Origin of the sequence: Falsiroseomonas sp. HC035, from assembly GCF_050563525.1 — a bacterium.
Lineage (GTDB): Bacteria > Pseudomonadota > Alphaproteobacteria > Acetobacterales > Acetobacteraceae > Falsiroseomonas.
Genome location: NZ_JBNXUN010000010.1, coordinates 129555 through 154860 on the forward strand (window position 1 = coordinate 129555; position 25306 = coordinate 154860).

26 protein-coding genes are annotated in these 25306 nt (G+C 70.4%); 17 read left to right on the forward strand and 9 right to left on the reverse strand.

The features are described 5' to 3' along the window. Positions 1 to 2: 2 nt before the first annotated feature. Positions 3 to 623 (forward strand): SCO family protein, encoded by a 621-nt coding sequence (locus ACLF3G_RS20235; RefSeq protein ID WP_430671215.1) that lies wholly within the window; start codon positions 3 to 5, stop codon positions 621 to 623. A 94-nt stretch (positions 624 to 717) separates the two neighbouring features. Here the strand turns inward: ACLF3G_RS20235 and ACLF3G_RS20240 are convergent, their stop codons facing one another. From ACLF3G_RS20240 to ACLF3G_RS20260, 5 genes are all read right to left on the reverse strand, one after another. Then, the gene (locus ACLF3G_RS20240) at positions 718 to 1356 is read right to left on the reverse strand and encodes a DsbA family protein (RefSeq protein WP_430671216.1); all 639 of its coding nucleotides are present in this window, start codon (positions 1354 to 1356) and stop codon (positions 718 to 720) included. Then, positions 1353 to 1805 (reverse strand): disulfide bond formation protein B, encoded by a 453-nt coding sequence (locus ACLF3G_RS20245; RefSeq protein WP_168055025.1) that lies wholly within the window; start codon positions 1803 to 1805, stop codon positions 1353 to 1355. Before ACLF3G_RS20245 ends, ACLF3G_RS20240 begins: the two co-directional genes overlap by 4 nt. A gap of 181 nt (positions 1806 to 1986) precedes the next feature. After that, entirely contained in the window at positions 1987 to 2733 is a 747-nt protein-coding gene (locus tag ACLF3G_RS20250; protein ID WP_430671217.1) for a ZIP family metal transporter, read from the reverse strand. A 27-nt stretch (positions 2734 to 2760) separates the two neighbouring features. Beyond that, positions 2761 to 3675: a cation diffusion facilitator family transporter gene (locus ACLF3G_RS20255; protein ID WP_430671218.1), complete on the reverse strand. Its 915-nt coding sequence runs from the start codon at positions 3673 to 3675 to the stop codon at positions 2761 to 2763. 140 nt (positions 3676 to 3815) lie between these two features. Beyond that, entirely contained in the window at positions 3816 to 4745 is a 930-nt protein-coding gene (locus ACLF3G_RS20260; RefSeq protein ID WP_430671219.1) for an ArdC family protein, read from the reverse strand. 814 nt (positions 4746 to 5559) lie between these two features. On the opposite strand from ACLF3G_RS20260, the gene ACLF3G_RS20265 reads away from it, so the two are divergent. From ACLF3G_RS20265 to ACLF3G_RS20340, 16 genes are all read left to right on the forward strand, one after another. Further along, complete coding sequence (locus ACLF3G_RS20265) at positions 5560 to 6018, forward strand: hypothetical protein (RefSeq protein ID WP_430671220.1); 459 nt, start codon at positions 5560 to 5562, stop codon at positions 6016 to 6018. A 27-nt stretch (positions 6019 to 6045) separates the two neighbouring features. Next, positions 6046 to 6774 (forward strand): lytic transglycosylase domain-containing protein, encoded by a 729-nt coding sequence (locus ACLF3G_RS20270; protein WP_430671221.1) that lies wholly within the window; start codon positions 6046 to 6048, stop codon positions 6772 to 6774. Beyond that, complete coding sequence (locus tag ACLF3G_RS20275) at positions 6771 to 7097, forward strand: TrbC/VirB2 family protein (RefSeq protein ID WP_430671222.1); 327 nt, start codon at positions 6771 to 6773, stop codon at positions 7095 to 7097. The genes ACLF3G_RS20270 and ACLF3G_RS20275 overlap by 4 nt, the downstream gene beginning before the upstream one ends. Positions 7098 to 7099: 2 nt before the next feature. Then, positions 7100 to 7438, forward strand: a complete 339-nt coding sequence (locus tag ACLF3G_RS20280; protein WP_430671223.1) for a type IV secretion system protein VirB3 — start codon at positions 7100 to 7102, stop codon at positions 7436 to 7438. Then, a complete protein-coding gene (locus ACLF3G_RS20285) occupies positions 7431 to 9845 on the forward strand; it encodes a VirB4 family type IV secretion/conjugal transfer ATPase (protein WP_430671224.1) in 2415 nt (804 codons plus the stop codon). Before ACLF3G_RS20280 ends, ACLF3G_RS20285 begins: the two co-directional genes overlap by 8 nt. Before the next feature lie 14 nt (positions 9846 to 9859). Continuing rightward, entirely contained in the window at positions 9860 to 10558 is a 699-nt protein-coding gene (locus tag ACLF3G_RS20290; protein WP_430671225.1) for a type IV secretion system protein, read from the forward strand. 20 nt (positions 10559 to 10578) lie between these two features. Then, on the forward strand, positions 10579 to 11007 hold the full coding sequence (locus ACLF3G_RS20295; RefSeq protein WP_430671226.1) for an EexN family lipoprotein: 429 nt from the start codon (positions 10579 to 10581) through the stop codon (positions 11005 to 11007). Then, positions 11004 to 12023, forward strand: a complete 1020-nt coding sequence (locus ACLF3G_RS20300; protein WP_430671227.1) for a type IV secretion system protein — start codon at positions 11004 to 11006, stop codon at positions 12021 to 12023. The genes ACLF3G_RS20295 and ACLF3G_RS20300 overlap by 4 nt, the downstream gene beginning before the upstream one ends. A 276-nt stretch (positions 12024 to 12299) precedes the next feature. Continuing rightward, positions 12300 to 13037, forward strand: a complete 738-nt coding sequence (locus ACLF3G_RS20305) for a virB8 family protein (RefSeq protein WP_430671228.1) — start codon at positions 12300 to 12302, stop codon at positions 13035 to 13037. Further along, positions 13037 to 13894, forward strand: coding sequence for a P-type conjugative transfer protein VirB9 (gene virB9 / locus ACLF3G_RS20310; protein WP_430671229.1), 858 nt, complete (start codon positions 13037 to 13039; stop codon positions 13892 to 13894). Before ACLF3G_RS20305 ends, virB9 begins: the two co-directional genes overlap by 1 nt. Beyond that, complete coding sequence (gene virB10 / locus ACLF3G_RS20315; RefSeq protein ID WP_430671230.1) at positions 13891 to 15003, forward strand: type IV secretion system protein VirB10; 1113 nt, start codon at positions 13891 to 13893, stop codon at positions 15001 to 15003. The genes virB9 and virB10 overlap by 4 nt, the downstream gene beginning before the upstream one ends. Next, positions 15000 to 16031 (forward strand): P-type DNA transfer ATPase VirB11, encoded by a 1032-nt coding sequence (gene virB11, locus ACLF3G_RS20320; protein ID WP_430671231.1) that lies wholly within the window; start codon positions 15000 to 15002, stop codon positions 16029 to 16031. The genes virB10 and virB11 overlap by 4 nt, the downstream gene beginning before the upstream one ends. Continuing rightward, on the forward strand, positions 16028 to 18028 hold the full coding sequence (locus ACLF3G_RS20325; RefSeq protein ID WP_430671232.1) for a type IV secretory system conjugative DNA transfer family protein: 2001 nt from the start codon (positions 16028 to 16030) through the stop codon (positions 18026 to 18028). Before virB11 ends, ACLF3G_RS20325 begins: the two co-directional genes overlap by 4 nt. Further along, positions 18025 to 18240 carry a hypothetical protein gene (locus ACLF3G_RS20330; RefSeq protein ID WP_430671233.1) on the forward strand — a complete coding sequence of 72 codons (216 nt, stop codon included), beginning with the start codon at positions 18025 to 18027 and terminating at the stop codon, positions 18238 to 18240. Before ACLF3G_RS20325 ends, ACLF3G_RS20330 begins: the two co-directional genes overlap by 4 nt. A gap of 2 nt (positions 18241 to 18242) precedes the next feature. Further along, positions 18243 to 19046: an LPD7 domain-containing protein gene (locus ACLF3G_RS20335; RefSeq protein ID WP_430671234.1), complete on the forward strand. Its 804-nt coding sequence runs from the start codon at positions 18243 to 18245 to the stop codon at positions 19044 to 19046. 2 nt (positions 19047 to 19048) lie between these two features. After that, positions 19049 to 20122 (forward strand): relaxase/mobilization nuclease domain-containing protein, encoded by a 1074-nt coding sequence (locus ACLF3G_RS20340; protein WP_430671235.1) that lies wholly within the window; start codon positions 19049 to 19051, stop codon positions 20120 to 20122. A gap of 120 nt (positions 20123 to 20242) precedes the next feature. Here ACLF3G_RS20340 and ACLF3G_RS20345 read toward each other — a convergent pair whose 3' ends face one another. The 4 genes from ACLF3G_RS20345 to ACLF3G_RS20360 form a co-directional block, all read right to left on the reverse strand. After that, positions 20243 to 21154, reverse strand: a complete 912-nt coding sequence (locus ACLF3G_RS20345) for a hypothetical protein (RefSeq protein ID WP_430671236.1) — start codon at positions 21152 to 21154, stop codon at positions 20243 to 20245. Positions 21155 to 21336: 182 nt separating this feature from the next. Beyond that, positions 21337 to 21984 carry a MobC family plasmid mobilization relaxosome protein gene (locus ACLF3G_RS20350; protein ID WP_430671237.1) on the reverse strand — a complete coding sequence of 216 codons (648 nt, stop codon included), beginning with the start codon at positions 21982 to 21984 and terminating at the stop codon, positions 21337 to 21339. 190 nt (positions 21985 to 22174) lie between these two features. Next, positions 22175 to 23068: a DUF3991 domain-containing protein gene (locus ACLF3G_RS20355; RefSeq protein ID WP_430671238.1), complete on the reverse strand. Its 894-nt coding sequence runs from the start codon at positions 23066 to 23068 to the stop codon at positions 22175 to 22177. A gap of 56 nt (positions 23069 to 23124) precedes the next feature. Further along, positions 23125 to 25077, reverse strand: a complete 1953-nt coding sequence (locus ACLF3G_RS20360; RefSeq protein ID WP_430671239.1) for a ParB/RepB/Spo0J family partition protein — start codon at positions 25075 to 25077, stop codon at positions 23125 to 23127. Between the last annotated feature and the right edge of the window lie 229 nt (positions 25078 to 25306).

Genomic DNA, 25306 nt, shown 5'->3' on the forward strand with positions numbered 1-25306 from the left:
GAATGCTCCGCGCGATCCGCTGGGCGGCCTGGACCGCCGTTGTCGTTGTGTGTCTGCTGCTGCTGGCGACCGCCGGCGGCTGGCTCCTGACCGACGGGCCGCTGGGGCCCGAACGCGTCGCGACCGGGCCGGCAAGCCTGTCGATCGGCGGGCCGTTCAGCCTGACCGATCATCGTGGACGAGCGGTCACGGAGCAGGATTTCCGCGGCAAGCCGATGGCGGTCTTCTTCGGGTTCACCCACTGCCCCGACGTCTGTCCCACCACCCTGGGCGACATGACGAACTTCATCGCAGCACTCGGCGCCGATGCGGACCGGGTGCAGTGGATCTTCGTCAGCGTCGATGCGGAGCGCGACACGCCACAGGCGATGGCCGACAATCTGACGGCTTTCGATCCGCGGATTGTCGGACTGAGCGGGTCCGAGGCGCAGATTAGCGACGTGGCGCGCGCCTTCCGGGTCTACTACCGGAAGGTCCCGCTCGAAGGCGGCAGCTATACGATGGATCACTCGGCGAGCGTGTTCCTGCTCGATGCCGCGGGGCGATTTGCCGGAACCCTCGACTACAAGGAAAGCGAGGACGTGGCGGTTGAGAAGCTGCGGATGCTTGCTGCGTCTCGCTGAGGCAGATCGCGAGACTTGCGTCGGTGGCGCTGAGCAGGCCGCCTTGCCCAGACCGCCGTGGGCAAGGCAGCAACCCGAATCATGCGAGGCCCGGTTATGGGCGAAGTTCGCTGAGAATCAGATCATAGAGCTGCTGCGGCCCGAACGAGACCAGCGGCCGCCCGTTGACAAAGAAGGTTGGAGTCCTGGTCACTTGCAGCGCCTGGACATCGGCCATGTCGACCGCGAGCACCTGGGCGACACCCGGCAGGCGCGCGTCCCGCCGCGCCTGATCCACGTCAAGGCCCGCAGCCCCCGCTATTCTCCAGGCATTTTCGAGGTTGGGGGCGCCATGAATGGCCCATTCGGGCTGGCGCTCATACAAGGCTTGAAGAACGACCTCGAACCGATCCTGTCGCCGGGCTGCCTCAAGAATGCGCACGGCCTCGTCCGAACCCTGGTGGAAGGCTGCGTAGCGCAGCACCAGTTTGACGTCGCTGGGGTGCCTGGCAAGGATTTGCTTGAGGATGGGGTGGAACGCGCGGCACGCCTCGCAGGAGGGGTCGAAAAACTCGACGACCGTGACGCGGGCGTCCGATTCGCCGATGACAGGTGAATGCGGACGGACGAACGCATCGCTCGGTCCAGTCGTGGCCGGACCTCCGGCTTCGCCTCGGGAATAAAAAATGGCGGCGCCGCCGAATGCGGCTATCGCCGCGACGGTCGTCCCCAGTACGAGCACACGCCGGTTCATGACCGTTCCTCCCGAATCAGGGCCAACATCAGGACAAGGATGGCCGTGAAGGCCAGCAACGAGAGAAGGGGAATGGGCACCGTACCCAGCAGCATCATGTTGCTTCCTGAGCAGGATGGTCCGGCACCGCAGGGCTGAATGGCCTCGGACACCACGCCGAAGTAAAGAAGACTATGCCAGGCGGCGAGCAACCAGCCGATTGCGGCGAGACCAGACACGTAGGGCCACACTGCGGCATCCGAGCGATAGCAGGCGATCGCCAGCAACACTGCCAGCGGGAACATGAAGATGCGCTGGTGCCAGCACAGCGTACAAGGCACCTGCCCCAGGACTTCACCGATGAAGAGGGCGCCCAAGGTGGATACCAGGGCAACCGTCCAAGCCGCGAAGAGGAAAATCCAGGCTTTCCCTTCGCGATTGGATGCCTTGCTGGGCAAGGTCACCGCCATCACACGCCTCACTGCCATTGGACTGCTTGTTGGCTTGATCTTTGAACCATCTGGAGAGTGATGGCCATCGCCGCCGCGCTTCATAGTTGGCGTCGCAGGCTAGGTCATCAACGTCACCCTCGCCGCCGTCGACCACAGCCTCAGCCTTCTCGCGACACCGCAACGCCTGCAAGCTGTACGTCTAGCCTCCGGCGACCGATTTCAGACCCGCCGATACAAGAGTGAACAGAGCGAAGCCGCCGACGAAGGCCACTACGGAAAGGCGGTTGTCTTCGCGAGCCTCGTGCGCCTCCTCCAGCATGTCCTCCACGGCCGCCACGGTCAGCAGTCCGGCGACAAAGGCGAGCGCTGCCATCCTGACTTCGTCCGACGCGCCTTTGAGCAGCAGGTAGGAGAGCAGCGCCGCGCTGGTCGCGAACAGGAAGAACGAGGCCGAGAGCAGGATCCGCCGGCGACGCGGTACCCCCTTGTTCCGAAAGTTTGCAACAGTCGCGTAGCCCTCGGGCACGTCGGCCAGCACCTGCCCGGCTGCAAGCACAAGGCCGAGGCCTGAGGACACCGCCGCGCCGGTCCCCAGCATCAGCCCGTCGCTCGTCAGGTCCACGGCAACCGCGACGTAGATCATCCACATGCCCGTCCGGCCGCCCTCTCCCCCGCCTCCCTGCAGACGCTCGACCAGCGTCTCGGTCAGCAGGTAGGCCCCGCCGCCCGCAGCGAAGGCGGCGGCAAGCCACCAGGCGGGGAGCACGCCCAGCGCTTCGGGAATGAGTTCAACCGATACGATAGCGATGACGATGCCGGCGGCTGCGTGCAGGGCGAGGTTCAGCAGGCGCGGGGACGTCGTCAGGAATTCGGCTGCCATCCCTCCGGCGAAGTTGCCGGCACCGGGCAGGAGGGACAGCAGGAGGACGTACCAGATACCGTCCATCTCGACCCTCCGTCGCGACGCAGGCCATCAACCCTGCCCGACGAGCGACCGGTCGTGCCGGATCGCATCGGCAGGCTCCAGCTGCAGGGTGGCGTGCTCCACGCCGAAGCTCTCTCGAAGACGCTGCTGGATGCGCCGGCGCAGGGCATCAGCCGCAGCAAGGTCGCTCTCCGTCACGGCGACATGCGCCTCAACGGCGATGCGCTCCTCGTCCGGCTGCCAGACATGAAGGTGGTGCACGTCCTTGACGCCCTCCATCCCGCGCAGCTCTGCCTCGAGCCGTTCGTAGTCGAAATCCTTCGGCGCGCTCTCCATCAGCACGGCGATAGCTTTGCGGATCTCGTGCCAGGCATGGATGAAGATGTAGACCGAGATTGCCGCGGTGATCAGCGGATCCACCCAGGCGATGTCGTAGAGGAGGATCAGCACGCCGCCCACGATCACCCCGACTGTCGCGAGCGTGTCGGCGAACATGTGGAGGAAGGCCGACTTGATGTTCAGGCTGCCGCGATCCTTCCACAGCAGCCAGGCCGAGATCGCGTCCTCGACGAAGGCGATGGCGCCGACGATCACCATCGTCCAGCCGCCGACCTGCGGCGGGTCCAGCAGGCGTGAGACCGCTTCGTAGGCGAGGTAGATCGCGATGACGAAGAGCGTGGTCAGGTTGATCAGGGCACCAACCGTCTCCGCGCGGGCATAGCCGAAGGTGCGGCGGCGGTCGGGCTTGCGCTTCGAGATACGCCAGGCAGCGTAGGAAATGCCTAGGGAAGCGGCGTCACTCGCGTTGTGAGCGGCATCGGCGAGCAGCGACAGGCTGCCTGACATCAGCCCACCCACTATCTGTGCAACGGTGATTCCGACATTGAGCGCCAGCGCCCCGAGCAGGCGCTTGCCTTTGCCGCCCGGATTTTTGCTTTGCTCGGCGTGCCCGTGCGCATGCATGGCCTGCGGCCCTCCCTGCGCCTCGAACGTTGTTGAAGGTATTGAGGTTGCGACGATTTTTCGTCGCGGATGTACGTAGCCTCACGTAGACCTCTATCCTGCCGCGCATCCGGCGCGGGCAAAGCCCGCGCCGTTTTGCTTCAAGCAGCCGCGGCATCCGCCACGGCTGCAGTATGCAGCCAATCAGCCGCCTGCTGCGCCTTGCTGGCTGCCGTGAAAATCGCCCGCGGATCACCGCGCAGCAGTTCCAGCCAGCCGGCGGCATACTGAGCGTGGTCCTCGCGCGGCTCAGTGGCCAGACCGAGCGTCGCCGAGAGAAACGCCGCGCCGAGTTCCGCCACAAGTTCCTCCGCCGCATAAGCTTCGGTCCGGAAACGGCCGGAAAGGTCTCGCGCCAACCGCGACGAATGCCCTGTCCAGTGGGTCACCTCGTGCGCCAGCGTGCCGTAGTAACTTTCGGCGTCGCGGAAGTCCGTGAAGCGAGGCATCTGCACCTGGTCCGTCGCCGGCACGTAGAAGGCCCTCGTGCCGCCGTGCCGCACGTGCAAGCCGGGCAGGCGGGAGAAAAAGCCCTCCGCCGCGGCGATGCGCCGCTCCTCGGGGAGGACGGGTACGGCGTCCGCTGGCGCTGCGTAGCCCTCGACCTGCGCCACGTTGAACACGCTGTAGGCCTTCGCCCAGGGTGCCCGCTTGCGGCCCTCCTCCTCACCGTCCTGGGTGTCGTCGCCCTTCGCCCGGTCGGGAAACTGCCAGTAGACGACTGTCGTCGCCTTCTCGCCGCCGCGCACCTGCGCGCCGAACGTCTTCCACTGGCGATAGGTGCCCCACAGGCCGGCCTCGTAGCCCCTCGCCTCCGCCTCGCCCCACAGGATGACGGTGTTGATGCCGCGATACCCGCTGCGGCTCGTCACGTTCATGGGCAGGCTCGTCGGCGCGCCGGCGTCGCGCCTGCGGTGCCAGGGCATGCGCCAATCTTTACTCTTGGCGGTCCCGGCCTCGATCGCCGCCACGATGCGGTCGGTGACGCGGCGGTAGGTGTCGGCCCGGTCGGTCGTGCTGGTGTCGCTCATTGGTCTCTGCCTTTCGTCTGGGGAGCAGCGCGCTGCTCCCCTGGCGTCGCCGAGACCGGGGGAAGGGGGGGTGGCATGCGGGCGGGCGTGGCAGGGTTGCCGGCAAGGGGAGCGGCTTCGGTCCCTGCGGCCCGCGGCCCTGCCATGCCGTAGGCGGCGTGCCGGGGGGACCTCTGGGGCAGAGCCCCATGGTCCCCTTCAAGGGCCGCGTCCGCGGCCTATCGATATTCTGACTGATCAATCAGTCGCCCGCATTCAGGAATTGGACGGCGCTCGGCATTTGAGTCGTCGCTCACCTCCCATGCGCAAAGACTGATTGCGGCTCCATTTCATGATAACGAAAGGTCTTGGCCTGCGCGAGGAGCTGCTGCTAGACACACGTCTGGGTGGTATTTTGAAGACCGAGATGAATAGGTCGGTTTTATGTTCTTAGTCTGTGACGCCCGCATTGATGGCCCGTCCCACAGCCCGCGCCAAGAACCTCGGGGGCTGCGAGGGCATGCTCTGCATCTCCGCTTTGCGTGGTTATCCCGGCGTCCCCGGCTGCCATCCCCGGATAGGGAAGCTGCGGCATCACCTAAGCCGCAAGCGTCTCTTGCCGCCCTGCCCCCACGCCCAAAACCGAGTGCCAGCCCACCCCCGGCGTGGTCTGTCCCCTCCATGGCTCGGCCATGACCGCCTCACCAAGCACTGCCGCCTTCCGGATTGACGCAGCCATGGCAAAGCGCGCGTTCCCGCCGGAGCACGATTCGACTATTCCGGTCCCCGAGAGGGGTAGGATCGAATCGTGGATTGCGTGGTCCAGGAAGCTGACGTGCGCGCGGGTCTCGCCGGAGGCGGAGAGATCGAGACCGTTGTTGTCCTCGCCACCAAGGGGTCGGACGGCGAGACGGACTACGTCCCCTACCTTCTGCCGAGCTGGCGGCGCGGCTTCGTCGTGCTCGGCCTGTTTCGCGGCCCGGGGCTGCGCGGCTACCGCGACCTCGACCGCCTGGTGCGCTTCCTGCGCACTGAGTTCCGCTACACAGGCATCATCCAGCTCGCACTCGAGGACGACCCCAAGCTGTCCAAGCACCGCTCCCTCTCCGCGGCCCGCGCTGCGGCATCTCCCGATAACGCGGCCCAACGGGAGGAAGCACGCGCCCAGTCCCGCGTGGCAGCCAAGGCCAAGGGCAAGCGCGACACCGCCGCCCGCATCGCTGAACTGGAGCGCCAGGTCGCAGCGCTGCTGCGCGACCGGAGCGCCAACGACCAGGGCAGTTCGGCGGACTGACCCCGCGCGCGGCCGGGAGGCGGCCGCGTGATCCTCGACCTCGCCGCCTTCGCCGTACTCGCCGCAACCTGCGCCCCCTCCGTAGCGCCGGAGACGCTCGCCGCGATCGCCCGTGCCGAAAGCGGCTTCAACGCGCACGCCATCAACCTGAACGGCGCAGGCGGCGGAACGCGGCCTGTGGGCTCGCGGGAAGAGGCGATCGCGCTGGCGACGGAGCTGGTCGTCGTGCGTGGGCGCTCAGTCGATCTCGGCCTGATGCAGGTGAACAGCGCCAACCTCGGGCGCCTCGGCCTGAGTATCGCCGACGCCTTCGATCCCTGCCGCAGCATGGAGGCCGGGGCCCGCGTGTTGGCGGAGGGCTACGCCGCCGCAGCGCGCAGCGAGGCCGACCCACAGCGGGCGCTTCGTGTCGCCCTGAGCCGCTACAACACTGGCCACCCGGAGCGCGGCTTCGCCAACGGCTACGTCGGCCGCGTCGAGGCGTCGGCCGAGCGGGTGGTACCTGCCCTCCGGCTGCGGGGCGAGGCGTCGGTTAACCCCACACCCTCTGCGCCACAGCCAGGGTCAGCCTTACCCGCCGCTCCTGCCCAGCCCGCGCTGCCCGCTTGGGATGTGTTCGGCCAGGCGCGGCAGGCCCGCCAGCACGTCTATCCGTCGGTTCTCCCCACACCCTCTCCAGCCCCCGTCCAGGCCCCGGCCGCCGTGCCGGTCAGGACCGCGACCGCGTCCACGCCAGCAGGAAGTCTCGTCCCATGACCGCGTCTGCCCTCCGCCTGCCCTCCTACACGCTCACCCTCGGCCTCCTGGCCGGCGGCGCCGTGCTGCTCGCCGCCGACCCGGCCCTTGCGCAGGGCGTGGGCGGCGGTGGGTCGCTGGAGACCTTCCTTACCAACATCGTGAACATCATCACCGGCCGTGTCGGCCAGCTCATCGCGGTGATCGCGATCGCCATCAGCGGCGTCGCATGGATGATGGGCGCTGCCTCCCCACGCTCCTTCTTCGGCACCGTCGCCGGCGTGGCTATCGTCTTCTCGGCGGCCTGGATCGTGCAGCAGATCACCGGCGGCGGCGGCATCTGACGATGGAGGAGGCCCGCCTCACCGAGGACACGCTATTCCTGGCCTGCACAAGGCCGGCCATGGTGTGGGGGGTGCCGATCGAGGCGATGGCGGTCAACGCCATGCTGACCAGCCTCGTCTTTATCCTGATGAAGAACCCGCTCTACGGGGTCGTCGGCGTCGGCCTGCATGTCGTCTTCCGGGCGCTCGCCAACCGCGACCATAACGGTTTCCGCGTGTTGTTCCTCTGGCTGGAGACCAAGGGCCGGTCGCGCAACGGCAGCCTCTGGGGCGGTTCGTCGGTCAGCCCGCTCGACCTGCATCCGGTCCGTCGGGCGCGGGAGCTGCGCATCCATGCCTGACGGCACGACCCGCCTCCGCGGCGCCGCGGCCGCGCTGCCCCCGGCGGCGGCCCGCGCGATTCGCCGGGAGCGGACGGCACGGGACTACCTCCCCTACCTCGGCCATGCCGCGCCTTGGGCGATGCTGCTGGAAGGCGGGGGCCTGCTCGGCATGCTGCGCCTCGACGGCGCCGCCTGGGAGACCGCCGACCCGGAGGAGGTGAACGGCGCCCATGCCCGCCTCAACGTGCTTCTCCGCAACGTCGCCTCTGACCGCCTGGTGCTCCTCGTCCACGTCGTGCGCACCTTTGCGGATGCGCGCGAATACCCCGCCGGCCGCTTCCGCAGCGGCTTCGCCGAGGCGCTCGACGCGGCCTACCGGGAACGCCTGCTCGGGCGCACGCTCTACCGCAACCACATCTTCGTCTCCGTTCTCCGCCGCCCTCCCCTGCCGGCCGGGCAGCGCATGGGCTCCTGGCTCGCGCGCCGCCGCAGTCCGGCGGCCGAGGCTACGGCCGCCGACCTGCGCATCCTCGACGAGACGATGCAGGTGCTCGCCGCCGACCTCGACGGGTACGGCGCGGTCCGGCTCGGGCTGCGCGCGGCGAACGGCATCGCCTTCTCGGAGATCGGCGAGGCGCTCCGCCTGGTGCTGACCGGCGAAGAGATGGCGGTGCCTCTCGTGAATGGGCACCTGGGCGGCGCGATCCACACCGACCGCGTCATCGTCGGCCGAGAGGCGATTGAGATGCGCGGCCCGGCCGGGTCGACCTACGCCGCCATGTTCGGCCTGCGCGAGTACCCGGCGACGACCTGGCCCGGCCAGTTCGACGCGATCCTCGCCGCGCCGTACCGCTGCGTGCTGACGCAGGGCTTCGGCTTCCTGTCGAAGGCCGCCGGGCAGGGCGTACTGACGCGCAAGCAGAACCAGATGGTCAGCGCGCAGGACAAGGCCGCCTCGCAGCGCGAGGCGCTGAGCGAGGCGTCCGACCAGCTCCAGTCCAACGTCTTCGTCATGGGCGACCACCACCTCTCCCTCATGGTCCTGGCGGACGGGCTGCCGCAGCTCGCGGACGCGGCCGCCGAGGCTCGGCGCGACCTGGCGGACGGCGGCGCCGTTGTGGTCCGCGAGGATCTCGGGCTGGAAGCCGCCTACTGGGCGCAGCTTCCCGGCAACGCCCATCTCCGCGCCCGGCCTGGCGTGGTCAGCTCCCGCAACTTCGCCGCCATGGCGCCGCTGCACGGCTACCCGCAGGGCGCCGCCGCCGGCCAATGGGGCGGACCCCTCGCGCTGTTCCGCGCCTCCGGCGGCACGCCCTTCCGCTTCCACTTCCACGTCGGCGACCTCGGTAACGTGGCGATGTTCGGCCCCTCGGGGTCGGGCAAGACGACGCTGCTCGGCTTCCTGCTGGCGATGTCGGAGAAGGCCGGCGCGCAGGTCGTGCTGTTCGACAAGGACCGCGGCGCCGAGATCCTCGCCCGCGCCGTCGGCGGCACCTACCTCGTTCTGCCCTCCGGCGAGCCGACCGGCTTGGCGCCGCTCAAGGCGCTGACGAACGGCTCCGTCGACCTCGAATTCCTCGCGGGCTGGGTACGCGGCCTGATCGCGCCGGACGGCGCCCCGCTCTCCGCCGAGGACGAGCGCCGCATCGAGCTCGGCCTCGCCACCGTCATGGCGTTGCCGCCCGAGGCGCGCTCGCTCGGCGAGCTGCGCGCCTTCCTCGGCCAGTCCGACCCGGAGGGCGCCGGCGCTAAGCTGGAAAGGTGGTGCGACGGCCGCGCCCTCGGCTGGGCCTTCGACGGCGAAGCCGATGCCGTCTCGCTCGACGCGCCCTTCCTCGGCTTCGACATGACCGCGCTGCTCGACGATCCCGTCCTCCGCGGCCCGGCCATGGCCTACCTGTTCCACCGGATCGAGGCCCTACTCGACGGCCGGCGCCTGGTCGTGGCGATCGACGAGTTCTGGAAGGCCCTTGCCGATCCTGCGTTCCGCGCCGTGGTCAATGACAAGCTCAAGACCATCCGGAAGCTGAACGGCGTGATGCTGCTGGCGACGCAGTCGCCGCGCGACGCCCTCGCCAGCCCGATCGCGCATTCCCTCGTCGAGCAGTGCCCGACACAGCTCCTCATGCCGAACCCGCGCGCGGCGGAGGAGGACTACCGCCACGGGCTCAAGCTGACCGGGCCGGAGTTCCGGATGGTCAGGGAAGACTTGGCAGTCGGCGCGCGCGGCCGGTTCCTGGTCAAGCAGGGCACCGCCTCGGTCGCCTGCGACCTCGATCTTTCGGGGCTGGAGGAGCTGGTCGCCGTGCTGTCCGGACGAGCCGCGACGGTCGCGCTGATGGAACGCCTGCGGGCGGCGCACGGGACGGCGCCGGAGGCGTGGCTGCCGGTCTTCCTGCGCGAATGGCGGACGGCAGGGGCATGAGGAAGGAGGCGACGATGCGGAAGATGCTTCTGGCTGGAGTGGCCGTCCTGGCGACGGCGGGCGCGGCGCGGGCGCAGATCCCGGTGACCGATGCGGCGAGCCTCGCCCAGCAGATCCAGCAGGTGACGCAGCTCACGCAGCAGCTCAACATGCTCCAGCAGCAGCTCGCGCAGGCGCAGCAGCTCTACGGCTCCCTGTCGCGCCTGACGGACATCAACGGCTTGGCCGGCAGCCTGACGGCGGGCGGCATCCGCTCGCCCCTGCCGTCGAACGCCTACGACGCCGGCCTGCTGCTCTCCGGCACGGGCAGCCCCTCCGGCCTCGGCGCGCTCGGCGGGATGGTGTCGGGCGCGCTCGGGCGCACGCAGGTCTTCGCGCCCTCGGGGAGCGACTTCCACTCGACGGAGCTGGTGCGGAACGCGCAGTCGATCGCCGGCTCGCTTGGCATGGCGCAGCGCCTCTACCAAGCGGCCGTGGACCGACTGCCGGGCCTCCAGGAGCTTCAGGCGCGGCTTTCGACGGCGCAGGACCCGAAGGAGACAATGGACCTCCAGGCGCGGATCGGCGCCGAGCAGGCCTTCATCGCCACGCAGCAGCAGCAGGCGCAGGCGGTGATGATGTGGCAGGCGGCCGAGGAGCGCAGCACCGAGCAGCGGCGGCGCGAGGAGATGCGCCGCGACCTCGAAGCCACCTCCGACGCTTTGCTCCGATGAACACGACCGGAGATATGGTAATGCGGACCCTCCTGGCTTCCCTACTCCTGACCACGGCGCTGGCGGGCGCTGCCGCGGCGCAGTCCGACGCGCGGGATGGGCGGACCGTCGACTGGTATGGTCAGAATCCCTATGTGCGGATGACTGTGCTCGACCAGTGCCGCAACAACCCGGGGCGGCTGCGGAACCACCCAGACTGCATCAATGCCCAGCGGGCCGACCTCGCCGATGCCGGCAACCGCCTCACGGGTACCTACCGGGGCAGCCCGAATACGCCGGAATGGTTCTCGCACCACCCCGACATGCGGCGCACAGCACTCGGCGCGTGCCGCAACATGAACGCGGAGGCCAGGCGGCAATACGGCCTGTGTGAGCCGGCACGGCAGTCGATCGTCAACGACCAGCTCCGCCTGACCGGCCGCCTCCCGCCCGAGGTGCAGCTCAGGTGATTACCGACATCTTCAGCCAGGTGAACAACCTCATCGAGGTGCCGTTCCTGGCGCAGGTGGACGCGCTGATCGGCGTGCTCGTCGCGTGGCTCGCTGGGCCAATGGCGACGGCGCTCGTCATCTACGTCGCGCTCACCGGCTTCATGATGATGCGCGGTCTGTCGCAGGAGACCTTTGCCGCAGTCCTCGGTCGCATCGTGCGGCTCTGCGTCGTCGCGTGGATCGTCATGAACGCGGGCACCTACAACACCTGGGTCCGCGACCTTTTCCTGACGACGCTGCCGACCGAGCTGGCGAACGAGATTACGGCCACCACGGGTGCATCGCTGCCGTCCGCGGCAGCCTTCGACACGGTCTGGCGCAAGGCGCTCGGCGTCGGCATGTCGGTCTGGAGCACGCTCGGCTGGAGCGACATCGGCCCCTCGCTCGCCGTGATCTTCATGTGGGTCTGCGCCGGCGTCGCGATCTCCTTCTCCTACCTCGTCTGGCTCACCTCGCGGATCGGGCTCGCCCTCGTCATCGCGGTCGGCCCGATCTTTATCGCCTTCGCCCTGTTCCCCGCCACGCGCGCCCTGTTCGAGCGCTGGCTAGGGCAGGTCGTGCAGTTCATCGTCCTGGGCGTGCTGGCGGTCATGCTGCTCCAGTTGATGATCCTGGCGGAAGGCGCCCTCGTCGATCAGATCGTGGCAACCAGTCGCGTCTCCTCGCCGGCGCAGCGGCTGCAGATGCTCCTCGCGGTCTGCGTCCTGTTCATCATCTGCGCGATGCTGGCGATGCAGCTCCCCGGGCTGGCCTCGGGCCTCGCTGGCGGCTTCTCCTTCCATACCGGCAGTCTCGCCCGCCTGACCTTCGGCAATGCTATCCAGACAGCGCGGAGCCTGCCCGATGCCCGTGCCCGGGGGACCGCCGTCGCCCAGGCCGGCACCTGGACCGCCGCGACCACGCGCCGCGCCCTGACCCGCAGCGGCGGCAGCGTCAGTTCGCGCCTGCCCACACCCCCTTCCCGCCTGCCTTAGGAACCGCCCCATGCGTGCGCGCCAAGCGGACTCTGCCCGACGAAAGGAACATAACCGGAATCACTTGGCCGCCGCCCTGCTCGCGCTCCTGGCGCTCGCCGGTTGCGCAGGCAGGGCGCCGCCAAGCTGCACGGGTGCGGTGCGGCAGCTCAATCCGGACCGTTGGCAGGCCTCGCCGAATGACCTTGTGGCGGCGCCAGCCGCGCAGCGCATTGCCGCCCTCGGCAATTGCCCGCCGCCGTTGCTAGCCGAGGCTACGCGCCGGGGTGCCGCGTCGTGAACGCCATCCCGCCCTCCGGCGCGGCTCTGGCCGAGGCCGCCTTCACCGCGCGCCCGGTTCCCGCCGACCCGGAGCTGCTCGCCGCCTATTTCGCGCAGGTGCGGAGCTTCGAGGCCGAGCGCCTCCGCGACGAGCGCCGCTCCCGCAGGCTCGCCTGGACGGTCGCGGCCGTCGCCTCCGGTGTCGCCTTCGCGGCGTGCGTGGCCGTCGCCGGGCTCACGCCGCTCAAGACCGTAATGCCGCTCGTCTTCAGGGTGGACGCTGCGACCGGAATTGTGGACGCCGTCCACGACCTCCAGGGCGGCCCGCAAACGCAGACCGAGGCCGTCGGACGCTACTTCATCGCCCGCTATGTCCGCGCCCGCGAGGGCTACGCTTTCACCGAGGCGGAATACCAGTTTCGTGCCGTTTCCCTGCTGAGCACGGCCGCCGAGCAGGCGCGCTACGCCGCCTGGTTCCGCGGCTCGAATCCCGAAAGCCCGCAAGTCACGCTCGGCCGTGTCGGCACGGCGCGCGTGACCATCCGCTCCATCAGCTTCATCGGCCCGAAGCTTGCGCAGGTCCGCTGGACGCGGGAGGTGCGGCAAGGCGAGAGCCGCACCGTCGATACGTCGCACTGGGTTTCGACGCTCGGCTTCGACTGGTCGCGCAACGCCATCGGCAACCAGGACCGGCTGGAAAACCCGCTCGGCTTCCTCGTCACCGACTACCGCGTCGATCCGGAAGCGCCGTGATGCGCATGGCAATCGCTGTGGCCCTGCTGGCCGGCCTCTCCGCCACGCCCGCCGCGGCGATCCAGGAGCCGCAGGCGGGCGCGCGCGATCCGCGCGTACGCACCGTCGTCTACGACGAGATGAACGTCGTGCGCGTCGTCGGCACCCTGCTCGCCTCGACGCAGGTGGTGTTCGGGCCGGAGGAGGAGATCGCCCACATCGCTGTCGGCGATGCCGCCGCCTGGCAGGTGGCGCCGGCCGCCAACCTGCTCTTCCTCAAGCCCACGGAGCTGCGCGGCCCCACCAACATGCAGGTCGTCACGCGCCGCGGCGGCGGGGAGCGCCGCAGCTACCAGTTCGAGCTGCGGGCACGTGACGGCGCTGTCACCGCCGACGCGGGCGAGGCGATGTTCAAGGTCATCTTCCGCTACCCCAACGACGAGCGGCGCGCCGCCGCGGCACGGGCCGCCGAGGCCCGTGCGGCCGCCACCGAGCGGCTTGCCCGCGACCGGCTCGACGTCGATCACTTCTACGGCCCGCGCAACTGGCGCTACTCGGCGCAGGGCTCGGCCGCGATCGAGGCGACGGAGGTCAGCGATAACGGCCGCCTGACCGCCTTCCGCTTCCCCGCCAACGCCGAGGTGCCGGCGATCTACACCGTGGCGCCGGACGGCTCCGAGGCGATCGCGCCGCGCACCGTGCGCGGCGAGCTGGTGCTGGTGCATGCGACCGCGGCGCAGTTCCGGCTCCGGCGCGGCGCCGAGGTGCTCTGCGTCTTCAACCACGGCTACGACCCCCTCGGGCAGAACCCCGGCACCGGCACCGTGACGCCCGAGGTCGCCCGCGAGGTGCGCACGCCCCGGAGCACCCGGCGATGAGTGACACAAACACCGAGGCCGTGGCGGGCGAGCGCACGGTCTCCGCCGTCGCCGGCGAGCAGCGACGCCGCCTGAGCCGGTCGCAGGGAATCGCGCTCGTCGCACTCGCCGGGGGCTTGGCGTCGCTGTTCATCCTCTTCCGCCCCGAACCGACGCGCGTCGACCCGCGCGCGGAGCAGGACGCCGCCGCGCTCCGCGTCGGCCAGCGCGGCGCCTTCGAGCCGGCACGGCTTCCGCCGCCGCCCCCTCCCCTGCCGGCGACGCCCGTGGCCCTGCCGGTCGCCGTCCCTGCCCCGGCATTGCCCACCCAGCCGCTCCAGCTCCCCGGCGGCCCGGCGCAGGATCCCCTCGCCGCGGCGCGCCGGGCGCCGCTGATGGCGTTCGGCGGCCAGGGCAGCACGCCGGCCGCGGCGGTCTCGGCCGAGCCTCGCGGAACCGCCTCGGGTGAGGCGGATGACAACGAGCTCGCCGCCCGCCTCGTGCCGACGCGGCTCGAAGGCGTGCGCGCCAACGTCCTGCGGAACCGACCAATGCTGGTGACGCAGGGCACCGTCCTCCCCTGCGTGCTGGAGACGGCGCTCGACAGCACCCTGCCCGGCTTCGCGACCTGCGTGCTGCCGCGCGACGTGCTCGGCTCCACCGGCACCGTCGTGCTGCTGGAGAAGGGCACGCGCGTCGTCGGCGAGTTCCGCGGCGGCATGCGCCAGGGACAGCGCCGGCTCTTCGTGCTGTGGACCCGGGCCGAAACGCCGCACGGCGTGGTGGTGAACCTGGCCAGCCCAGCGGCCGACGCGCTCGGCCGATCTGGCTTCAGCGGGGAGGTGGACACGCGCTTCTGGGACCGCTTCGGCGGTGCGTTGCTCCTCTCCCTCGTGGACGCGGGCGCTGCCTTCGCGGGCGACCAGGCCAGCGACGGCGGTGCGGCCCGCTACTACGGCTATGGCGCGACGGCCGGGCGCGGCGCGGCGGCCGAGGCGATCCGCAACACGATCAACATCCCGCCCGTACTTCGGAAGAACCAGGGTGAGGAGGTCTCGATCTTCGTCGCGCGGGACCTGGACTTTTCCGGGGTCTACGACGTGCGCCTGGCGGGACCCGCAGCCCGATGACCCGGAATGGCGAGCGCACGCTGCGCATGCTGCTGGAACCGCTCGCGGCCTGGCTGTCCGATACGGCCACGACCGAGGTCTGCGTGAACCGGCCCGGCGAGGTCTTCGTCGAACGCCGCGGCGCCTGGGAGCGGCACGAGGTTCCGGTCCTCGACTTCGCCCGGCTGGACGCGATCGCCACCCTCGCCGCCGCGATGACGGCGCAGGATGTTGGGCCGTCGCGCCCGCTCTGCGCGACCGTGCTGCCCGACGGGCAGCGCGTGCAGGTGGTCCGCCCGCCGGCGGTCGCGGCCGGCACGCTGAGCCTGACAGTCCGCAAGCCGAGCACCTACGCGCCGTCGCTGGACTCGCTCCGCGAGGGCGGCACCTTCCAGGGCACGGGCGCGGCGGACGGGGCGCTGCCGGAAGCCGATGCCAGGCTGCTCGCGCTGCTGGCCGCGCGCGACTGGAGCGGCTTCCTGGCGGCGGCTGTGGAGGCGCGGAAGAACGTCGTGCTGTGCGGCGCGACGGGCAGCGGCAAGACGACCATCGCCAAGGCGCTGATCCGCACCATCCCCGAGCACGAGCGCGTCGTCACGATCGAGGACACGCCCGAGCTGGAGGTGCCGCACGCCAACCGCGTCCATTTGTTCTACTCGAAGGGCGCGCAGGGCCTCGCGCAGGTAGCCGCCGGCGACCTGCTGGAGGCCTCGCTCCGCATGCGTCCCGACCGCGTGCTGCTCCAGGAGCTGCGCGACGGCTCGGCCTTCACCTGGCTGCGCGGCGCCGCATCCGGCCATCCCGGCTCCATCACCACGCTTCACGCCGACGGCGCGCGCGGCGCCTTCGACGCGATGGCTCTGATGGTGAAGGAGCACCCGGCGGGCCGGCACCTCGCCGACGCCGACGTGCGCACGCTGCTGCGCCAGCTGGTGGACGTGGTTGCGCACTGCGACCGCAGCACCGGCCGCTTCCGCATCACCGAGGTCTGGTTCGACCCGGCGGCGAAGCGCCGGTCCCTCCCTCCCGCACACCTGGCCGCCCAGTGACGCCCTTCGGTTCCTGGCCGGTGGCGGCGAAGGCGCTCGCCGTCACGGCCGCGATCGGCGCGCTCGTCGCGCTGTGGTCGAGCATGGCGTCGCTCGTCTTCCTGGTCGGCACGGGGCTGCTCGACGCCCAGCGCGACGTGCCCTTCGCGCAGTTCTGGACATACCTCCGCCACTACCCGAACCACCCGATTGTCGGTCCCTGGCTTCGCATCGCCGGCGGCGCCGCCACGGCCCTCGTGGTCGCCCTCGTCGCCGCCTTTGCGATCCGCCGCCTCCGTGCTGGCGACCGGCCGCTGCACGGCGAGACCGGCTACGCGGGCGAAGCGGAGATCCGCGAGAACCGGTTCCGGGACGCCAGCGACAGCATCCATGTGGGCCGCACAGGGCGCCGCTACCTGACCTTCGGCGGTCCAGAGCACGTCGCGCTCTACGCGCCGACGCGCAGCGGCAAGGGCGTCGGCGTCGTCATTCCGAACTGCCTGCTGTGGGACGGCAGCCTCGTTGTCCTCGACGTGAAGAAGGAGAACTGGGGGGCGAGCGCCGGTATCCGCGCCGAGGCCGGGCAGCGCGTCTTCCTCTTCGACCCGCTCGACCCGGAGGGGCGCACCGCCCGCTACAACCCGCTGAGCTACGTTCGCCGCGGCACGATCGACGCCTTCGACGACATCCAGCGCATCGCGCAGATGCTCTACCCTGAGGCGACCGGCGACCAGGAATTCTGGACGAACAGCGCGCGCTCCGCCTTCATCGGCGTCACGGCCTTCCTCGCCGAGACGCCGGAGCTGCCGCTCACGCTCGGCGAGGTGCTGCGCATGTTCACGCGCCGCGACCTGCAGGGCTACCTGACGGGAACGATCGAGGCGCGGCGCCTCGCCGGGAAGCCCTACACCGCCGCCTGCATCAGCGCGCTGAACGATTATCTCGCCGGCTCGGCCGACACTGTCAGCGGCATCCGCAAATCCGTCACGACGAAGCTCGTGCTATGGTTCAACCCGCGCATCGACGCCGCGACGGCCGAGAGCGACTTCGACCTCCGCCGGCTGCGCTACAACCTCCACGCTATCTACGTCGGCGTCACGCCGGACAACATCGACCGGCTGCGGCCGCTGCTCGCGCTGTTCTTCCAGCAAGTCGTGGATGTGACGGTGAAGACGCTGCCGCAGCACGACCCGGCGGCGCGGCACCAGGTGCTCATGGTGCTCGACGAGTTCCCGCTGCTCGGTGCGATGCCGACGCTGACGAGCGCCTTCGCCTTCGTTGCCGGCTACGGCGTGCGGATGCTGCTCGTGCTCCAGAGCAAGGCGCAGATGCGCGCGACCTACGGCCCGGACGTCGCGGCGACCGTCCTCGACAACTGCGGCGCCGAGGTCGTCTTCGGCACGAAGGACCTGGCGTTGATGAAGGAGCTGTCGGAGCGGCTAGGCTACGACACCGTCGAATCCCTCACCCGCTCCGGGCCGCGCTTCGGCGCCTGGTGGAAGCGCGACCGGCAGAGCCAATCCGCCTCGGCCCAGCGGCGCGCGCTCATGCTACCGCAGGAAATCGCGCGCCTCGGCGCACGCGAGGAGATCGTCCTGCGGGCCGGCATGCGGCCGGTGCGCGCGACGCGCATCCGCCACTACGAGGAGAAGCGGTTCACGCGCCTCCTGCGGCCGGCGCCGGTCGTGCCGCCGATCGCCATCGACGTCCGCTACGACGGCGGGGCCACGCTGCCGCCAGAGCCGGCGCAGCCGGCGGCTGGACCCGCCGCTCCTGCCCCGGCGCCCGCGCCGCCGGCTGAGGTGCAGCCCCACCAGGCCGACGCGCTTTGGGCCGCTGTCGCCGGCGCGCCCGTCGATCTCTCGGAGATGGGCCTCGACGACGGCAAGGCGGCTGTCGCCGCCCTGATCGCGGCCGTGCCGACGACGCGGAAGCCGGCGGCGACCGAGGCGCAGGGCGAGGACAAGGGTGAGGGCGGGCGCCAGAAGCCGCGGCCGCGGGCGAGGAAGATCGGATGACGGACGAGCCCCCCTTCCTCGTGCCGCGGCGCGTCCGCGACCAGCTCGCGCGGGAGGTCGCGCGGCTCCGCCAGGAGATCGCAGCCGAGATTGCCGACCGCACACGGTGTGCGGTCAGCGACCCCGGGGACGTCGTGGACGCCGCACAGGGCCGGGCCTGGATCGAGGCCGTCGTCGCGGCTCTGCCTGTGCAGCCGGAGAGAGGGAGGTAGCCATGCTTCAGCGTGCCCGCGAGGCCTTGACGCCGAGCAACGTCATCGAGCAGGCGGCGCCCGTCGTCGCCCCGCGCCGCGCCGAGAGCGAGGTGCGGCCCTCCGATCCGGAGGCCGTCCGCCGCCGCTACTACACGCAGGACAAGGGCACCGAGCGTCGCTACTTCGACGACTACCAGGGCAAGAACCTCGCCTTCCGCGCGGGTGGTGACCGCGTGTCGTCGAAGCGCGAGGACCTGAACACCATCCGCGCCATGCTCGACGTCGCCGAGGCGCACGGCTGGCGCGAGGTCGCGCTCAAGGGAACTGCGGCCTTCCGGCGCGAGGCGTGGATTGAGGCAACGGCGCGCGACCTGCCCGCGCAGGGTCACCGTGTGAGCGACCTCGACCAGCAGGAGGCGGATCGCCGACGCACGCTGCGCCAGCCGGCGCAGCAACCGGTCCAGCTCGCCCCGGCGCCGCCCGCAGCGGCTGCCGCCGCCGCCCCGTCGCAGCCCCGCCGTACGGCGGAAGCCGGCCTCTCGGCCGACGGGCAGCTCGTCCTCCGCGCCATTGAGGCGAAGATCGACGCCTCCATGCGCAAGCTGACGAATGAGGCGAAGACGGAGCTGAAGGCCTTCGCCGTCGCCGAGCTGGCCCGGAAGGAAGGCCGGGACGGGCCGGTCTCCCTGACGCCGAGGCAGCGTGGCGCGACGACCGCAGTCAGGCTCGTCGAGCCCCGCCAGCCGGCGCCCGTGCCCGTTTCGCCTGCGACCGCGCAACCGCCGCCCGAACAGCCCGAGCAGCGCCTCGCGCGGCGGCGCTGACCATGCCGCGCGACGACGAGGAACCCTGGCGCCTGCCGGAGACCCGGCGCGGCACGGACACGCTCCTCGCCCCCGGCCACCGCCCTTCCCTCTCGCCTGAGACCAAGGCGCGGCTGGCGCGCATCGTGCGCCGCGCGCCCGAGGTCATGGTGAAGATCACCGGCCGCTCGCGCGGCATCGTCCACCTGAAGTCCCACCTCGACTACCTGACCCGCAACGGCCGCCTTGAGGCCGAGACGCAGGACGGCCAGCAGGTCCCAAACCGCGCCGCCCTGCGGGAATTGCACGACGACTGGCTCATGGCGAACGCGCTGATGGAGCGCGACCGCGGCGTGCGCGTCGGGCCAGAGAAGGCGCAGTCAGTCGGCATCATCTTGTCCATGCCCGCCGGCGCGCCGCCCGACCGCGTGCAGGACGCAGCCCGCGTTTGGGCGCGGGAGACTTTCGGTGACCGCCACGATTGGCTGATGGTCCGACACGACGACCGGGACCACCCGCACGTGCACGTCACCGTCCGGGCCGTGGGCAGCGACGGCCGGCGCCTGGTCGCCGGCCCGGCCGACCTTCAGGCATGGCGGGAGCGATTCGCCGCCGAACTTCGGCGGCTCGGCGTGGAGGCGGAGGCCACGCCCCGGCACGCCCGGGGCTTGGTGGCAAAGGCGGAGCGGACCGTGGTGCGGGAGGTGCGGTTGCGCGGCCTTGAGCCGCGCGCCGTCCGCGAGGAGCGGCGCAAGGCTGCCGGCGACGCGGCAGGGCCGCAGCACGAGCCGCAGGGGTGGGAGAGGGCGATCCAGGCGCGGCAGGCATCTATCCGGACCGCCTACCTGACGCACGCGGAAATTCTGGATGCGGGCAACGAGGACGACCGGCGCCTCGCGGCCGACGTGCGTGCATTCATCGCGGACATGCCGGTGCCACTGAACCGGCGGCAAGTCCTCGCCGCGGAGCTGCGGCGCAACCGCGACACAGCCGCCTCGGCGCTGCTGCGCCCGGTAGAACCTGAGGCTCCGATACGTGAGCAAAGCAAGCAGCCGACGGCTTTTCTGAAACCCCAACCTCCACAACGAAGGCGGTAAGGACCGCACACCGTGTGCGATCCTTCTTGTCGTTGGCAGCTGGAAGAACCATCCGTCAGCCTTACTCGTGACGAACGGCGACCTAGAAGCCATACGCCACGGGCAAGGTTTGCGGTTCCATTAGGCCAAGGCGGGCGAAACTGCCGGGCGGCGCGCCTCCTTCAGGAGGCGCGCAGCGTCACTCATCGAGGCATCCTGCTCATGCACCAGTGCGGGTAAAGCGTCCGCCAGGACGGGCAGCGCCCGAATACCACGTTCAGCAAGCCAGTCTTGCAGCCTTGCGGCCAAGTCAGGATCGTCCCACGGCTCTTCACCCTCGCTCCAGAGGTAGGTTTGTCTGACCTGCTGAATCCAGAGCCACGGTTCCACCCGCTCGACCGGCCGATCCGGATGGATCCGCCACATGGGCTTGTAGTCACGCGAGAATATCACCTGCGACCCGTCGGCTTCCGTCCAGAAGCCGTATGGCATGTAAAGCCGCATAGGCAGGAATAAAGGGAGCGCGACTTTCGGGCTGACATACTCGAAGTCGGCGACCAACATGCGGGCGCTGCCGTGTGACATCACTAGCGCCCCTCTGCCGAACTCCCGCAGGATGACCACCATCCCGTCGAGCCCCGGCGACTTGAGCCGACCAACTGCACCAGGCGTCCGAGACGCCGCAACTGGCATAGACGTAGCCCGGAAGCAGGCCAGCCGGATGGCGATCTGGTCTGCCAAGCTTGGCGGACGATCGCCTGTCAGCCTTGCCCCTGACAGGGCATACTGTGCATCGCCGTCCGATATCCCGAGTGCTGCGGCAAGCTCGAGACTGAGCTGCGCGTGTCGCTGGACGAAGTCGTAGTCCGCCAGTTCCTGGTCCAGCGGACTGAGCTGCGAACCCGCAAGTCCGCTCTCAAGTTCGTGCCAGTCTCGGTAACCGCAGGCGCGCACCACACCCATCTGAGACTGTGACAGGGTAACGCCAAGCAGACGCGACAAGTGTTTCGCGGCCTTCTTGGGCCGCGTGGAGTTGGGCAGGAAAATTCTCATCACACACCTTCCGATGCGCCTTGGAAGGCAGGTCCACTCTACCGTTCGGCGCGATCAGAAAGGTTGCCGCGTCAAAAAATCGTACTTGCCCCGAAGGCTTCGCCATTGTGGACGGCACGGGAGACACTCCGCTCCCGTAATACTACGCCGATCCATTGCGCATTCAAGCGTCACGAAGATTGTCAGCCCTTAAAGGGTGAGGGCCTTCTCAGCTTCGGTCGGCGTTTCGCCCGCTCCCGTCCCTCGCGCTCTTCGGCCTCCGCTTTGGAAAGTAGCCCGCGCGGGACTTGCTCAGCATCCTTTGCAGCCTGCCCCCAGCGTTCAAGATTGCCGGTGTAGATCGCCAGCAGCCGGCGCAGCTCCGCACGGACGAGCCGCGCCGCCTCCTTCGCTTCTGATCCCTGCCCGGCCGGATACTCACCTTTGTGGACGGCGACATTCAGCGCCCGTGCGATCTGGTTGACGTTGTTGCCGATGCGGCGGACCTCGCTGCCCAGCTCGCGCAGCGCCTCCACCTCCACCGGACTCCACTGCGGGCGCCCAGCTAGGTGGACGACCGCAAGGGAGCGCAGGTAGGCAGCCACCGGCATGCCCCGCACCTGCGCGGCAGCGAGCAGCAGCTCGCGCTCCCGCTCGCGCAGCCGCACCGTAACGTGGAAGCCTGCGGCGCCAGGCGGCGGCTCGGGCTCATGTTCTGCGACGGCGCCCTGGATCACGCAACGTAGCGCGGCGGATACGCCGCCCTGCGGCCTGGCCCAGGCCTTGAAGCGATCGGCGAGATCGCGGTCCACATAGGCGTTGAGGAGCGTCTTGCCGACGGGAACGGGCATGCCTGTCTCTTAGAATACCTACAACAAGCATATCCGGCCCTAGACCGACTTGAACAGTCTTCCTTCCTCCGACCGCACACCGTGTGCGATGGAAATTGGGCATGAGGGAGGAAGTGCCCCGTAGCCTGCTCCCTTCCTATCAGCGATCCATCCGACCGCACACGGTGTGCGGTCCCTGCGACCGGCACCCCTACGCGGTGCCCGCCCGCAGGTCGTCGTTCCAGTCCTTGGCGGCGGGAAGCAGTCGCCCGAACGCCACTCCGCACCTGGCCGCGACCTCGGCGAGCCGCTCCGCCAGGCGCTCACCCCCCGTGCCGCGATCCGTCGCAGCCACCAGCAGGCTCCCCGGCACCAGCCGGGTTCGCAGGGCGTCGACCGCGGCATCCCGCCAGCCACCCCCTGTCGAGACGTAGAGCGTGTCGTCCCGCCATTCCTCCAGGCTGGCGAGGCTCAGGGCGTCGATCATGCCCTCGCACACCGCGAGCCGCTGCGGTCGCTCGGCGCCGGCTCCGAAGAGCGCCTTGGTCCCGCCGGCCACGTATCCCTTGTAGCGCGGGCCTCGCATCTCCCACCCGACGATCCGGCCTTCCGCGTCGGCATGGGCGCCCCAGCCTGTGCCGAGGATGCCTTCACGCAGGCAGCCCTCGGCCACGGCGCGGGAGACTGTCGAGGCGGGCAGCCCCCGCTCACCGGTCAGGTAGCGCCACCCTGCCGAGCCGGGCCGGGGCGGCGGCGCCTTGTGCCAGGCGTCCGGGTCGAAATCCGGCCGCTCCGGCGCCATCTCGGCCGGCCGCAGGCTCGGCGCGATGCCGGCTAACGGCCGAAGCCGCTGCCGCGCGTGACCGAGGCTGCCGCCCCACACGTGCTGCGCCAGGGCCAGCACGTCGCCGCGCCCGCTGCCGAGGGGGTCAAACCACCCCCTGCCCTCATGGGTCACAATCACGATGCGCCCAGCACCGAGCCGGTACTTCATCGCCCGGCGCGTGCTCTCCGCCTTGTCGAACTGCCACCCGGCCCGTTCGAGCACCGTCCTGCAATCCACCCCCGCCCGAAGTGCACTGATCTCATCGTCGTATCCGGCCATGCTGCCCTCGCCGTCTGCGTGGGGAGGCACGCACAGCGCGCCTCCCCAATTGCCCCCTATTCAGCGGCCATGTGCACCGGCATGGCCTCGTCGGGGATAACAACGGCGACCTGGCTGGTCGGGCTGCGCAGGATGGCGGGCAGCCATCCCTTGCCGTCCAGCAGCGCTGCGGCGGCCTCGGCCATGGCTTCCTTCTTCGCACCGCCGATCCGCCGCGCCACATCGTCGCCGGCACCCTCCCGCACGGCGGCGAGGATCACGGCCTTGGGCACCCGCCCGAGGTAGCTCTCCCGGTCCGCCTGCCACCACGCGCGCATGTCCAGCCCTACCGCGCTCGCCAGTGCGGCATGCGACCCCGGCTGACCGCCGCCCCATTCAGCATGCCCGGCGTCGGCGGCCGTCGCGACGCAGTAGGCAAGCAGCGCCGTCACGGTCGCCGTGTCCTGCGCGGCGATCCAGGTCCAGAGGTCGTCTCGGTCCTTCGGAAGCCGCTCTGTCCAGGCGGCGCGGTCATCCGCGAGACGCTCGCCTGCCCTGGTGTGGTGGATGCCCGGGCAGGCCTGCCTCAGGTCGGGGCCGTGCGTCGTGACCCCGATCGGGCTGCCGTAGCTCTCACCGTGGAACGCCTTGGAGGCCAGCGCATGCGTCAGCGCGCGGAGCGCCAGGTCGGGCTGCCGGGCCAACGACGCCCGGAGCGCCGCCGTGCGCTGCGCCAGCAACTCGGCATGCAGGGCGGAGGGCAGGGGAGCCGGCTTCGCGCTTGGCTCCTCGGCTTCCTCCTCCCGCACCTCGCCCTCGTCGCGGTCGGCCTCCTCCGCGTCGTCGTTCGACGGCTCCGGCGCGGGCACGTCCTCGGCCCGAACGAAGCCCCGCTCCACCCGCAGACCGCCGGCGCCGTCCAGCGCGACGATGATGCCGGCGCGGGCCAAATCCTTGGGCAGGAAGCGCCGCTCCCGCGCCTCAAGGCTTTCGAGTTCCTCGGCGACCGTGTCGTAGCGGGCCTGCGTCGCCTCGTCCTCGTCACCCGCGTTCAGCGCGTCGGCGAGCTCGTCGTGCTCTTCGGCCAGCGCGTTACGCCGAGCCTCGTCCTTGGCAGAGAGGGGCACCGTCTCCGGACGCGCCCGCGCCATCCGCCACGCGCGGTCATGCGGGAAGGCCATGTGCGTCTCGGCCCACTTCCATCCCTCGGCCGCGCGGAGACGCTCCGCCTCCGCCGCCATCTTCTCCACGGTGAGCCGGTCCAGCAGCGCGGGATCGGTCAGCCAAGCCGCGCCGTCCTCCGCGAAGAGGTCCGTCTCGGTACTCCCGCCTGCTTCCTCGTAGGCGGTCAGTCCAACGAAGGCGACGCGCCGGTCGTCCGCCGGCACCCGGCCCTCGGTTAGCAGCCGCCGCACCGTGTGGGGATGCGCACCCTGGTGCTCCACCTGGTGCCACGCCCGTTCCTGCGCCGCGTGGTCGTCGGTCACGGCGAAGGCGGTGAGGGTGTCCAGGCCCATCCCGCCTTCGCGGTAGCGGTCCAGAAGGGCAGGGGACACGGCGGCGAGCTTCAACCGCTGCCGCACGGTCAGCGTCGTCACGCCGAAGCGCTCGGCGATCCGCTCCACGCTGCGGCCCTCCTGCGCCAACCGGGAGAAGGCCTCAAACTGGTCAGCCGGGTGCATCGCCACGCGCACCACGTTCTCCGCAAGGCTCGCCTCCGTCGCCTCCGCATCCTCCACGATCCGGCAGGGTATGCGCGCCGTGCGCCCGATCTTGCCGGCCTCGGCCAGGCTATGCAGCGCCGCGAGCCGCCGCCCGCCGGCGACCACGAAGTAGCGCCCCGTCGGCCCGCCGCGTGACCCCACTTCGCGCCGCACGTTGAGGTTCTGAAGCAGCCCATGGGCCAGGATGGAGGCCTTCAACTCCCGCATGCCCTCCTCGCCCCCGCTGCGCCGGACGTTGTCCGGGGAGGGGTGGAGCCGGTTGAGGGGCAGGTTGACCGTCGCCGCGGCCGGGTTGGTGTTCGCCATCTGATGCTCTCCTTCTTCGCAGCGGGAAGCAGCCCCGCTGCTTCCTTGCCCGTCGGCGAGACCGGGGAAGGAGGGGTGGCATGCGGCAGGGCGCGGCCGGCCTGCGACGGGCGCGTGGCGGCTTCGCCATGCGGTCCGGAGCGGGTCTGACGTGCCGTAGGGCGCGTGCCTGGGGGACCTTGGGGCGGCGCCCCGTGGTTCCCCTGCGAACGGCGCCGGAGGCGCCGGG